The organism is Duganella callida (assembly GCF_004614165.1).
GTDB classification, from domain to species: domain Bacteria; phylum Pseudomonadota; class Gammaproteobacteria; order Burkholderiales; family Burkholderiaceae_D; genus Rugamonas; species Rugamonas callida.
On record NZ_SPVG01000086.1, the window covers coordinates 1 to 12,900 of the forward strand.

General features: G+C 66.9%; 10 protein-coding genes and 1 pseudogene. 1 reads left to right on the forward strand and 10 read right to left on the reverse strand.

The features are described from left to right. Positions 1–260 precede the first annotated feature (260 nt). A complete protein-coding gene (locus tag E4L98_RS08900; protein WP_135201202.1) occupies positions 261–1,388 on the forward strand; it encodes a glycoside hydrolase family 88 protein in 1,128 nt (375 codons plus the stop codon). A gap of 1 nt (position 1,389) precedes the next feature. Here the strand turns inward: E4L98_RS08900 and E4L98_RS08905 are convergent, their stop codons facing one another. The 10 genes and pseudogenes from E4L98_RS08905 to E4L98_RS08950 all read right to left on the reverse strand — a co-directional run. Further along, entirely contained in the window at positions 1,390–1,926 is a 537-nt protein-coding gene (locus E4L98_RS08905) for an LOG family protein (protein ID WP_229257320.1), read from the reverse strand. Beyond that, positions 1,919–2,707 (reverse strand): tetratricopeptide repeat protein, encoded by a 789-nt coding sequence (locus E4L98_RS08910; protein ID WP_135201204.1) that lies wholly within the window; start codon positions 2,705–2,707, stop codon positions 1,919–1,921. Before E4L98_RS08910 ends, E4L98_RS08905 begins: the two co-directional genes overlap by 8 nt. An 18-nt stretch (positions 2,708–2,725) precedes the next feature. Beyond that, positions 2,726–3,391 carry a TetR/AcrR family transcriptional regulator gene (locus E4L98_RS08915; RefSeq protein ID WP_135201205.1) on the reverse strand — a complete coding sequence of 222 codons (666 nt, stop codon included), beginning with the start codon at positions 3,389–3,391 and terminating at the stop codon, positions 2,726–2,728. A gap of 112 nt (positions 3,392–3,503) precedes the next feature. Beyond that, complete coding sequence (locus tag E4L98_RS08920) at positions 3,504–3,887, reverse strand: phasin family protein (RefSeq protein WP_135201206.1); 384 nt, start codon at positions 3,885–3,887, stop codon at positions 3,504–3,506. A 65-nt stretch (positions 3,888–3,952) separates the two neighbouring features. Further along, positions 3,953–4,723, reverse strand: a complete 771-nt coding sequence (locus E4L98_RS08925; protein WP_135201207.1) for a substrate-binding periplasmic protein — start codon at positions 4,721–4,723, stop codon at positions 3,953–3,955. Between the two features lie 25 nt (positions 4,724–4,748). Then, complete coding sequence (locus E4L98_RS08930) at positions 4,749–8,402, reverse strand: EAL domain-containing protein (protein WP_135201208.1); 3,654 nt, start codon at positions 8,400–8,402, stop codon at positions 4,749–4,751. 24 nt (positions 8,403–8,426) lie between these two features. After that, positions 8,427–9,908, reverse strand: a complete 1,482-nt coding sequence (locus E4L98_RS08935; protein ID WP_135201209.1) for a PAS domain-containing sensor histidine kinase — start codon at positions 9,906–9,908, stop codon at positions 8,427–8,429. Between the two features lie 71 nt (positions 9,909–9,979). Then, positions 9,980–10,918 (reverse strand): esterase/lipase family protein, encoded by a 939-nt coding sequence (locus E4L98_RS08940; protein WP_135201210.1) that lies wholly within the window; start codon positions 10,916–10,918, stop codon positions 9,980–9,982. A 45-nt stretch (positions 10,919–10,963) separates the two neighbouring features. Continuing rightward, a complete protein-coding gene (locus tag E4L98_RS08945) occupies positions 10,964–12,583 on the reverse strand; it encodes a GMC family oxidoreductase (RefSeq protein WP_135201211.1) in 1,620 nt (539 codons plus the stop codon). After that, positions 12,580–12,900 (reverse strand): annotated as a pseudogene (locus tag E4L98_RS08950) (hypothetical protein); the annotation flags it as partial. The pseudogene E4L98_RS08950 and the gene E4L98_RS08945, both read right to left, overlap by 4 nt.

The window sequence follows — 12,900 nt, forward strand, 5'->3', positions numbered from 1 at the left end:
GCCGCGGAGGCCGTGGAGGCCGCGACCGGCGCGGCGGCGGCAAGGCCGGCGTCCGCCAGCAGCAGGGCGCCGACGCACAGGCCGGCCAGGGTCAATCCGGAAGTCTTCATGTGTAACCTTCTCCTGTCAATGTCATCGATAGGTTAACGATACCATACGATATCGCGCCGGCACATCATTTTGTTGTGCTTCGCCCGGCGCGACTTGAAAACCTTCATATCGCATGGTAACGTTAACTATCGCCAACATAAAATCGCCCCATGAGCCTTGAATCCGCCCTGCGCCAACTGGAGCGCACCCTTGCTACGCTCGGCCCGGACGCCTTCCCCGGCGACACTTCCGCAGCCCAGCACTATGCGCCGCGCCGCCTGAACGGCGCCGCGCCGGGCGCCAACGTCGGCTGGACCACGGGCTTCTGGACCGGCCAGCTGTGGCTGGGGCACACCCTCGGCGGCAGCGCGGCGATGCGCGAGGCGGCACAACGGCAGACGCAGGGCTTCATCACCCGGCTGTCGCAGGGCGTCGACCTGGAACACCACGACCTGGGTTTTCTGTACATGCTGAGCTGCGCGGCCGCGCATCACCTGACCGGCGACCGCGGCGCCTACGCCGCCACGCTGGGCGCGGCCGAACGCCTGCTGGGCCGCTTCCTGCCCGGCGCCGGCGTGATCCAGTCCTGGGGCGGCATGGATGATCCGGTGCAGCGCGGCCGCGTCATCATCGACGGCATCATGAACCTGCCGCTGCTGCACTGGGCCGCGCGCGCCAGCCGCCACCACGCCTACAGCGACGCCGCGCGCAGCCATTTGCAGCGCACGCGCGACCACCTGGTGCGGCCCAACGGCGCCACCTATCACACCTACCATTTCGATGCCGGCACCGGCGCGGCGCTCAGGCCCTCCACCCACCAGGGCCTGGCCGACGACTCCTGCTGGGCGCGCGGCCAGGCCTGGGGCATCTATGGCTTTGCCATCAACCACCGCCATTTGCCGGACATGGGACTGCTGGCGGTGGCCATGCGCCTGGCCGACTATTTCCTGGCCCAGCTGCCGCCGGACCGCATCGCGCTGTGGGATCTGAGCCTGGCGCACGACAGCGGCGAGCCGCGCGACAGCTCGGCCTGCGCCATCGCCGTGTGCGGCCTGCTGGAGATCGCCGAGCAGGCGGGACACGCCGGCCCGCGCTACCGCCAGGCGGCGGAAGAACTGCTGCAGGCGCTGACACAACACTGCGCCGGCCGCCAGCCGGACAGCGGCGGCCTGCTGCGCCACGGCGTGTACCACCGCGCCGCCAGCCTGGGCGTGGACGAATCCAACCTGTGGGGCGATTACTACTATCTGGAAGCGCTGGCGCGCCTGCAGGGCCGCTGGACGCCGGCCCGGCTCTGAATCACAGGAAGCGGCGCAGCAGCGCCTCCGGCTCGCTCTCGACCATCATCAGCTGCGCGTGCTGCGGCCGCACCAGCCCCTGTGCGGTGGCGTGGCGGATGAACGCCACCAGGTGGTCGTAATAACCGTCCACGTTCAGCACGCCGATCGGCTTGGCGTGGATGCCCAGCTGCGACCAGGTCAGCATCTCGAACAGTTCTTCCAGCGTACCCAGGCCGCCCGGCATGGCGATGAAGCCGTCCGCCAGTTCCGACATCATGGCCTTGCGCTCATGCATATCCTTGACGATGAACTGGCGCGTCAGGCCGGTGTGACCGACTTCGCGCTCCACCAGCGCGGTCGGGATCACGCCGGTCACCTCGCCGCCCAAACGCAGCACCTCGTCGGCGATGATGCCCATCAGGCCGACGTTGCCGCCGCCGTAGACCAGTGACAGATTCCGCTCCACCAGCGCCGCCGCCAGCGCGCGCGCCTGCGCGGCAAACCGCGGCGAGACGCCGGCATTGGCGCCGCAATACACACAAATCGACTTAACCACTCTGCTTTTCCTCTTCCAGTTCCTTCTGCGCCACCTGCTGGTCGAGACGCTCGGTGGCGTCGCGCACATCGCAGCAGGCGGCCTGCCGGTACAAATCCACGGCCTGCGCCATTTTCTTTTTACCTTCCAACATCAGCAGCGCCCGCGCATACTGGATGCGCGCGATCGACGAATCGGGATTCAGCGCCAGCGCCTGTTCGAACTGGCGGTAGCCCTCTTCCTTCCTGGCGCCGTAGGTCAGGCCGCCCAGCACCGCGCCGGCCTTGTCGATGATCTCCGCATGGTACACGCCCAGCGCCACGTGCGCGTCGGCGCGCTGCGGCGCCAGGGCGATGGTCTTGTCCAGGCTGTGGCGGATCTTCGCGCCCAGCCCCTGCGCCAACGCCTTCACCACCGAAATCCCGCGCGCATACTGGCCCAGCGCATACGCGTGCCAGTAGTAGCCGGCCGGATTGTCGGGCTGCTCCAGCTGCTGGCGTTCGCAGCGCTCGGCCACGCACTCGAAGGTGGCCAGCTTTTTCTTGTCGCTGGTTTCCAGGTAGTTGGCGTACATGCAGATCGCCTTGTGCGCCACGGCATAGCCGTTCACGCCCACATCGAGCCCCAGCCGCGCGGCCCGTTCGAACTCGCCGGCGTGGAAGGCGATCCAGGCCTGCACCAGCGCCGGATGGGTGGGAAACGGCTCACGGTCGCCGCCGTGCAGTTCCGGCCAGGCCGCGCGCAGGCTCTCCTGCGTGTAGCGGAAGCTCGCTTCAGGATACGGAAAAGGGGTCCACGCCATGAGGTCTCCGTTGCGGTTCTACTTCAACTTCTTCAGGTATTCTTCGGACAGCTTCTGGAACAGCAGCGCCGTCTCATTGCGCAGATAGGGGCCGATCTGCGACAGCACCTGGTAGCAGCCGCGCGCCAGCGCATCGGCCATCGACTGCTGCTCGCTGTACTTGCGCGGATTGCGCACGTATTCATACGACAGCCAGTAGGTCGCCACCACCACCATGTTGGTGGCCATCGCCTCGATCGCGGTGTCGGACGCCTCCAGCGACTTTTCGCTGCGCAGGTCTTCGCACAGCTGGCGGGCGACCTTGATCTTGTGCGCCAGGATCTGCTTGAAGTGCAGCTCCAGTTTGCGGTTGCGCGACAGCAGGTCGTTCAGGTCGCGGTAGAAAAAGCGATAGCGCCAGATCAGCTCGAACATCAGGTGCAAATACAGCCAGACGTCCTCGATGTTCGAACGGCGGCCGTTGGGCACGGTCAGGATACGTTCGATCTCGGCTTCGAACTGGACGAAGATCGAGTTGACGATGTCGTCCTTGTTGCGGAAGTGGTAGTACAGATTCCCCGGCGAGATGTTCATTTCCTCGGCGATCACGGTGGTGGTGATATTCGGTTCGCCGAATTCGTTAAACAGGCGCAGCGACAGCTCCAGGATGCGTTCGCGGGTACGGCGGGGGGCTTTTTGTAGCATGGCAGGGGAAACCTCTGTTTATTCTGGTGCAAGCATAACACCGATGCGCACGGCAGCGGAACACAAACGCGGCGGTTTGCGCGCACATGCCGGGCGGATGGCGGCAGATAGCTTACCTGGCCTTTTTGGCGGCCGCTTTTTTGGGTGCCGCTTTTTTGGCCGGCTTGCTCACCGCGGCCTTCGCCTTGGCCGGCGCGGCGGCTTTCGCGGCTTTTGCGGCGTGTCGGGGCGCGGCTTGGCCGGACAGCGCGGCCACCTGCGCGCCCAGCGCGTCGATGCGCTGCTGCAGCGCATCGATCTCCTGCCGGGTCGGCACGCCGATCGAGCTCAGCGCGCGCAGCACGCGCTCCTCGAACAGCTGCATGGAAAAGAACTTGCCCTCCTCCTCCTGCGCCTTGGCGAAGGCGGCCAGGCCGGCCTGCCAGATCTCCTGCGACGACATGCGGACCGCGTCCGCCAGCTGCTGGTCGTCGACTTTCTTCAACTTCTTAGCCATGTGCTTCCCGTGAGTTCCATTGCGCCGATAGCGTATTCTAAGCGACTCGGACTAGAGAACGGTTACTAATGCGGCAAGGCCGCGTCGGCCGGCAGCTGGGCCGGCGGCAGCCATTTCAGGAAGATTTTGCCGAAGCTGCCGTCGCGCTTGGCCTCGCGCAGCGCGTCGGCCCAGGCCTGCACGGTGGCGGCCGGCGTGCCCCGGGAAAAGGCGAAGTCCACCTCCACCTGGTCCAGGCGCAGCGCCACCTCGACATCGGCCGGCTGGTAGCCGGCCTGGCGCACGGCCTCGCGCGCCAGTTCCTCGCTGTCGAACCACAGGTCGAAACGGCCGTTCATCAGCATGCGCGCGGCGGTGGCCGAGGTATTGGTTTCATCGAGGATCCTGTAACCCTGCGCGCGCGGCAGCGAGACGAAAATGCTGCCACGGCGCGCGCCGCCGCGCAGGGTATGCAGATCGGTATGCTGGCTACGCCACCGCTCGGCTCGCCCCTTCACCGCGTACGCCACCACCTGCGAGGTGAACAGCGCACCGGCGAACTGCAAATGGCGCTCGCGCTCGGGCGTACGCACGATCGACAGCAGCAGCACGTCCGGCGCCAGCTCGGCCTGCGCGCTGGCGCGCGCCCACGGCACGATCTCGATCGGTTCATGGCGGCCCAGCCGTTGCTGCAGATGGCGCGTCAGCTCCACCGCGAAACCGTCGGCCCTGGCGCCGTGCAGAAAGCTGATCGGCTGGCTCTCCATGCCGTAAATTTTCAGCGGCCCGGCCGCCGGCGCGCTGGCGCACAGCAGCAGAAGAACACTCAGCAGACAGGATGAAAGTCGCGCTCGCATGCCACGATAGTAACCTACTTTCACTCTAGGCGGACTGCGGTTCGACCTCTCCCAAAGGCCGGACGGCGCCGAAGGTCTGCGCCTGGATGCGGAAGCCCTCGCGGATGTTTTCGCGCAGGATGGCGCCCTTCCACGGCTTGGTGTAGAAGCGGTCGATGGCGCCGTGGTTGATGGCGGCCATGATGGGCGTCAGGTCGGCGTAGGCCGACAGCATGATGCGGAAGGTGTCGGGGCACAGGTTCTTGACCCGCTCCATGAACTCGGTGCCGCTCATCTGCGGCATGCATTGGTCGCACAGGATCACCTGCACGCGGTGGCGCGCCAGCACATCGAAGCCCTCGGCCGCCGTCTGCGCGGTCAGGATGCGGTAACCGTCCTGCGCCAGGAAATCGGTCAGCACTTCCAGCATGAAGGCGTCGTCGTCGACGATCAGCAGGGTCTGCTGGTCGGCCGGACTGTCGTCGACCGGCGCCTGCAGGCGCCGGCCCTCGCGCAGCATGGCCTCGAACTCGGCCTCGGGCAGCGGCCGGCTGAAGAAATACCCCTGCATCTCGTCGCAGTTGTGACGGCGCAAATAGGCCAGTTGCGCTTCCTTCTCCACCCCCTCGGCGATCACGTTCAGCTTCAGGCTGTGCGCCATGTTGATGATGGCCAGCACGATGGCGGCGTCATCGGGGTTGCTGGTCACCTCGCGCACGAAGGCCATGTCGATCTTCAGCTTGTCGATCGGGAAGCGCTTCAGGTAGGCCAGCGAGGAATAGCCGGTGCCGAAATCGTCGATCGAGATCTGGATGCCGAGCGCCTTCAGGTTCTTCAGCACGCTGATGGTTTCCTCGGCGTTGGACATCAGCGAGCTCTCGGTCAGCTCCAGCTCCAGCAGCTCGGGCGCGATGTTGTGCTGGCGGATGGCCTTCAGCACTTCCTCCTCCAGCCCGCCGACGAAGAACTGGATGCCCGACACATTGACCGACAGGTGCACCGCGCCGACCTCGGCCTGTTGCCAGTGGGCGATCTTGCGGCAGGCTTCATGGATCACCCAGGTGCCGACCCGCACGATCAGGCCGGTTTCTTCCAGCAGCGGGATGAACAGCGCCGGCGACACCATGCCGTGGCCCGGCCGCTGCCAGCGGATCAGCACCTCGGCACCGCTGATGCGGCCGGTGTCGATGTGCACCTTGGGCTGGAAATGCAGCACGAATTCCTCGTTGTCGATGGCGCGCCGCAGGGCGTTTTCCAGGTCCAGCCGCGCCAGCGATTGCGCGTTCATCTCGGCGGTGAAGAAGCGGAAGGCATCGCGCCCGGCTTCCTTGGCGCGGTACATGGCGGTGTCGGCATACTGGATCAAGGTGTCGGCATCGGCGCTGTCGTCGGGGAACACGGCGATGCCGATGCTGGCTGTGACCGTCACCTCGTGCCCCTTGAGGTCGAACGGCCGGCGCAGCGCGTCGCGGATCTTGTCGACCACCACCACGGCGTTTTGCGCGCCTTCCGGCAGCATCAGGATGGCGGCGAACTCGTCGCCGCCGAAGCGGCCGATGGTGTCGCGCACGCGCAGGCAATCGACCAGCCGGCCCGAGAACTGGCGCAGCAGCTCGTCGCCGATGGTGTGGCCCAGCGTGTCGTTGATGTTCTTGAAGCGGTCGACGTCGAGGAACAGCACCGCCAGCGACCACTTGTGCTCCGCGGCCTGGTGCAGCGAGTGCAGCAACGAATCGTAGAACTGACTGCGGTTGGGCAGGCCGGTCAGCGTATCGAAATGGGCCAGCTTGAGCAGCCGCTGCTCGGCTTCCTTGCGCTCGGTGATGTCGCGCGCCACCGCCACCAGGATCCAGCTCGCGCCCGAGCGCAGCGTGCGGCGCTGCACTTCCACCGCCAACGGCGTGCCGTCCTTGCAGTGCAGCAGCAGCTCGGCCATGGCGCCGCTCTGATCGCCGGCCAGCAGCTTGTCGTACAGTTCTTCCAGCTTGTGCAGCTCGCCCTCCAGCGAGCGGTTGGGGCCGACCCGCAGGAATTCCTCGCGCTCGAAGCCGAGCATGCGGCAGGCGGTGGCGTTGACGTCGACAAAGCACATGCCGGCGCGGTCGACCAGGAAGATGGCGTCGGCGGTGGCGTCCATCGCCAGCCGGAAGCGGCGCAAGTCTTCGTCGAGGCGGATGCGGGCGTTCATGTCCAGCGTCAGCTGCGCATGGTTGCGCTTGATTTCCTCGTACAGCAGCAGGTTTTCGTAGGCCACCGAGACCTGCGCCGCCACCGTGGCCGCGACCCGCTCGTCGACTTCCGAAAAGCCGTCGGCGCCCAGCTTGTCGACCAGGTACAGCCAGCCGTGGGTGCGCTCGCGCGAATAGATCGGCACGCCGAGAAAGCTGTGCACCGGCGGATGGGTGGGCGGCAGGCCGACCGTGGCCGGGTCACCGTTGAGGTCGTTGATGCGGCATGGCAGCCGCTGGTCGAGCAGGCCGCGCAGCACGCCGGCGCGCGGCGTGTGGGCGATCTGGCGGATCGGCACGCCGGCGCCGCAGCTGGCGAAGTAACTGAGCTCGGTGGCGCCCGGCTCCAGCACGCCGATGCAGGCGTACTTGGACACGCAGATGTTCTGCGCCACGCGGCAGCCGATCTCGACCAGCGCGCCCGGGTCGCGCTCGGCGCAGAGTTCGATGCCGAGTTCGATCAGCGCGGTCAGGCGCAGGCTCACCGCCTGCAGGCTGGACAGCGAATGCGACAGCCGCTGCGTCATGCGCGACAAGTCGTCCGGCGTGGCCTCCTCGGCGTCGCTGGCGATCTTGCTGATGATCTGGCTGCTCGATTCCAGCTCGTCCAGGTATTCCGCCACCTTGTGCTCGATGTCGTGGAAGCGCCCCTCGGCCGGCGGTTCCGGCGCGAATGCCGGCAGCGGCTCGGCCAGGCCATCGACGCCGCCCAGGCCCAGCGCCTCGTGCACCGTCTGCAGAATCACTTCCGGGTCGGACGGCTTGGGCAGCACCCAGCGCACGCCGCACGACTGCGCCACCGCCATCGCCTCGCGCTCGCGGTAGGTGGCGGTGTAGAAGATCACCGGCACGTTGGCGGTGTCCGGGTTGTCGTGCAGGCGCGTGACGAATTCGTAGCCATCCATGTTGGGCATCAGGATGTCTGAAATCACCAGGTCCGGCTGTTCCGCCAGCACCATCTTCAAGCCTTCGGCGCCGTTCGACGCCTCCAGCAGGCGATGCCCGCCATAGCTCAGCAGGGTCATCAGGAATTCTCGGTTGAGCACGTGGTCATCCACGATCAGGATCGTGGCGGTGTCGTTTTTTTTAACCGGGGACGACATCACCCCGTGTAAAAAAGACTCGATTTGCGTGACGAAGGTGTCCGGTTCTATCGGTTTGCCGATATAGCCGTCGAACCCGGCCTCGAGCAGTTTCTCGCGGTCGCCCACCATCGCCAGCGCGGTCACCGCCAGCGCCGGAATGCTGCGCACCGCCGGGTCGGCCTTGAGCGCGGCCACCACGCCATAGCCGTCCAGCTTGGGCAGGTGCACGTCGCAGATGATGAGGTCCGGCAGTTCGCGCCGGGCGGCCGCCACGCCCGCCTCGCCGTCGCTGGCCGACAGCGGCGTGTAACCGAAGGCGCGCAGCAGATACACCATCAACTCCATGTTGGTGGCATTGTCTTCTATGATCAGGATACGTGCTGACACGTGATCTCTCCCTTTCGTGGTGCTTTAATCTTCCAATGGCAATGCCAGCGTGAACACGCTGCCGACGCCGTACTCGCTGTCAAACAAAATCTCGCCCTGCAGCAGCGTCGCCAGCTTGCGGCTCAGATGCAGCCCCAGCCCGGTGCCCTCGAACTGGCGCAGCGCGTTGGCGTCCAGCTGCGAAAACGCCTGGAACAACGCACCGCGCTGCTGCTCGCCGATGCCGATGCCGGTGTCGCTGACGCTGATGGTGGCATACGGCCGGCAATCCACCGTCGAGCGCGCCAGCCGCACCAGCACGCTGCCACTGTTGGTGAACTTGATCGCGTTGTGGACCAGGTTCATCAGAATCTGCTGCACCGCGCGGCGGTCGCTGCACACGGTCACCTCTTGCGCCGGCGGTTCGAATTCCAGCACCAGCCCCTTGCTGCGCGCCTGCGGCTTGAACGAGCTCAGCACTTCATCGATCAGCCGGCTGCAGGGCAGCCGCTCGACGTCCAGCTCGACCTTGCCCGATTCGATCCGGGTCAGATCGAGCAAATCGTTGATCAGCGACAGCAGCTGGCGCGCGCTGCTCTGCACCATGCGCAACTGACGGTTTTGTTCATCGTTGATGGGGCCGGGCAACTTCATCAGCATAGTACCCGTAAATCCGATAATCGCGTTCAACGGCGTACGCAATTCGTGCGACATGCCGGACAGGAAGCGGTCCTTGGCGGCGACCGCCTTTGCAAGTTCGACATTGTTTTCCTGCAGCGCCAGCTCGATCTGCTTGCGTTCGCTGATGTCGCGGATCGCGCTCATGATCAGCGTCCCCTCTTCCGTTTCGATCGGGCTCAGACTGATTTCGACCGGGAATTCGGCGCCGTCGTGGCGCAAGCCGTACAGATTGCGGCCACTGCCCATGGCGCGCATGCCGGGCCGCGCCACGTAGCCGCCGCGGTGGGCGATGTGGTCGCCGCGGAAGCGTTCCGGGATCAGCTGTTCGAGCAGCATGCCGCGCAGCGCATGGCGCGCATAGCCGAACATGCGCTCCGCCTGACCGTTGGCCAGCACGATGCGGCCGGCGGCGTTGACCATCACGATCGCGTCCGGCATCGATTCCAGGATGCCGTCGTAGCGCGCCTGCACCAGTTTGGCGTCGCGCAGCACCTTCAGCGCGGTGACGTCCTTCTTGCTCCATAAAATGTACTCGGCGCCGGTGGCATCGCGCACCAGCTTGCTGGAGCTGTCAATGTACACCAGCCGGCCATCCTTGGACTGGCGCATGGAATCGTAGTTGGCGGCGCCCTCGGCCACGGTGCGCGCGATGACATCGTTTTCTTCGCCGGCCAGCGCGGCCGGCACGATCAATTCACTGAGCAGCCGGCCGACCGCTTCCGCGCTGCTGTAGCCGAACACCGCCTGCGCGCCGTTGGACCAGCACACCACCTCGCCGTCCAGCCGGGTCAGCACGACCGCGTCGGGGCTCTCGTTCAGGATCAGGGTGCCGAAATCGATGGTCATCGCCTCGCCTTGTTTGCACGCTTACAGGACTAACCATACAGCAACGATGAATGAAAGATATTCACACAAAATCACGCGTGCGCCACCGCTTCGATCTCGCGCAGCGCACAATCCAGGATTTCGGGATGGCGCCCCAGCGCCACGTGGCCTATGGCGCCAAACACCAGGTTGCGCGCGCCGGGCAGCGCGCTGGAATCCTGCGGCGCGATGATGTTGTCATGGACAGAATAGATGGAGCTGAACAGCGTGCGTTGCGTATTTGCCTCAGACGCCGCCAGCGCGCCCAGCCAGTCGCTGCCGCGCCGCATCTGCGCGGCGTTGCTGCCGGGGCCGAGGCTGGCCAGCGCCGTGCCGTGATGCGGCGTGCCGAGCGTGATGACGCGGGCGATGTGCGCGCGGCCGTAGCGGCGCAGGTAGGCGCGCGCCACCAGCCCGCCCATGCTGTGGCCGAGGATGATCACTTGCGCGCTGCCAGTCGCCGCGCGCAGGCGTTGCACCGCCGCCTGCACCTGCGGCGCGTAATCGTCGATCGAGGCGCCCGGCGGTTCGAGGTCGATGCCGTAATGGCTGATGCCGGCCCGGCACAACAGCTTGCTCATCGGTAGCCAATAGCCGCTGTTGCAGGCGTAGCCGTGGATCAGCAGCACCGGCAGGCCGCGCGCCGCCGGCAGCAGCCGCAGGCCGACCGGGCGCAGCATATACCAGGACGAGGCCAGCATCGAGGAACCGAACTCATGCCAGAACAGGCGCGCGGCGCGCAGCGCGGTGAGCGCATGGTCGGGCGGCGTGACGCTGCCGGCGCGCCAGCTCAGGTAAAAGTTGTTGGCCGAGATCAGCAGCCGCACGGCCAGCACGGCCAGCAGGCCGCAGACCAGGCACAGCGCCGCCATGGCCGGCGCGCCCAGCCCGGCGCGCCAGGCGGGGCGCCACCAGAGATACAAGCCGCCCGCCAGCAGTCCGGCGCAGGCCGCCTGCAGCACCAGCAGCAGTAGCAACAGTCGTTTGATCATGCCCGCATGATATGTCATTCGGGCGCAGGCGGGAATGGCGCAGGCTCAGGTCCGGGTCGGGCGCGTGGCCGGCCGGCCGCTGAGCTGCTCCGACAGCGCGCTGGCCATGCGCGCGACGATGCCATAGATCGACAGCTGCGGATTGGCGCCGATCGAGGTCGGGAACAACGAGCCGTCATGCACCGACAGGTTGCCGACGCCATGATAGCGGCCGCCGGCACTGGTCACGCCGCGCCGCGGATCGTCCGACATGCCGCAGCCGCCCATCACGTGCGCCGAGGCCAGCCGCGTCTGCAGCAGTTTCATCGGCAGCGCCGCGATCGCGGCCCTGGCCTGCCGCCAGCTGGTGTACGGTGTGGCCTGCTCATGCACCGGCATCACGCTGTGCGCGCCGGCGGCGAACTGGATCTCGGCCATGGTCAGCAGCGCGCGCCGGGCGCCATCCCAGATCGCATCGCCGAGCGGGTAATCGAGCACCGGCGCGCCATCGACCAGCGTCACGCTGCCGCCGGCGGCGGCCTCGTTGAAGCCGTCGCGCAGCAGCGCCACCAGCACGTGCGCGTGCGGGAACTGCCGCATCACCGCCGCATGCTGGGCGCCGAAACCGGCCATGGTGGAAGCGAACAGCAGCGGATGCAGCGGCGGCACCTCCAGCTTGTAGCCCAGCGGTCCGTCGATGCGCTCGGTGTGCAGGAAGTGGTCGGAATACACGGTCTGCGGCGCGCCCGCGTAGGCGTCGACGCGTTGCGCGCACAGCGCCAGCGAGGCCACCGACGGATGCAGAAAGGTGCGCTTGCCGAGCAGGCCGTGCGGATCGGGCGCGTCCGAGCGCAGCAGCAGCGCCGGCGTGTTGATGGCGCCGCCGGCGAGCACGAAATGGCGCGCGCGCAGCGTGACGCGGCGGCCGCTGGCCGTCAGCCCGTCGGCCGCCAGCGCCACGCACTCGATGCGGCTGACCTGGCCGTCGCGGATCACCAGTTTTTCCGCGCGCACGTGGGTGAGCAGGCTGGCGCCCAGCTGCAGCGCCGACGGGATGGTGGTGACCAGCATCGACTGCTTGGCATTGGTCGGACAGCCCATGCCGCAATAACCGAGATTCCAGCAGCCGTTGACGTTGCGCCGTATCAGCCCGGTCGGAATGCCGAGCTTTGCCGCGCCGCGGCGCAGCAGGTCGTTGTTCTCGTTGGGCGGCGTCGGCCAGTCGATGATGCTGAGCCGTTCTTCCATCATGGCGAACCACGGCGCCAGCGCCTCCGGCGTGTAGTCGTCGAGGCCGAACTTGTGCTGCCAGTGGCGCAGCGTGATCTCGGGCGTGCGGAAGCTGCTGGTCCAGTTGACGGTGGTGCTGCCGCCCACCGTGCGGCCCTGCAGGATGGTGATGCCCTTGTCGCGCGTCTTGCGCGCGGCCGACTCCTGGTACAGCGACGGATAGGCCTCGGCCTCGCGCATCTTGAAGTCTTTGGACGAGCGCAGCGCGCCCTCTTCCACGATCACCACCTTGAGGCCGGACAGCGCCAGGATCTCGGCGCTGACGCCGCCGCCGGCGCCGCTGCCGACGATCACCACGTCGGCCTCCACCTCGCGGTCCTGCGTCAGCTGCGCGCAATCGGTGACCTGCCAGCCGGACGCCAGCCCGGCCTGGATCGGATCGGGAATCATGCTCATGCGGCCAGCTCCGGCAGCGGTCCGGGATAGCCGATCGCGGCCCACGCGGACGGATCGGCATACCAGGCGCCGATGATCAGGTCATGCAGCGCGTGATAGGCCACCTGCAGCGTCTGCAGGCTGTGGGTGCGCCAGTTCTGCAGGAAGGCCGCCACCTGTTGCGGATCGGCGTGCTCCCAGCTGCCGGCCACGCCGGCCAGCAGGCGCCGCGCCGGTCCCAGCGCCAGCAGGCCGAACAGATCCTGCACCTCCTTCTGCAGCGCCAGCGGCAGGCGCTGGATGGTGGCGCGCACGCGGTCGCGCGCGGCCGCCAGCGC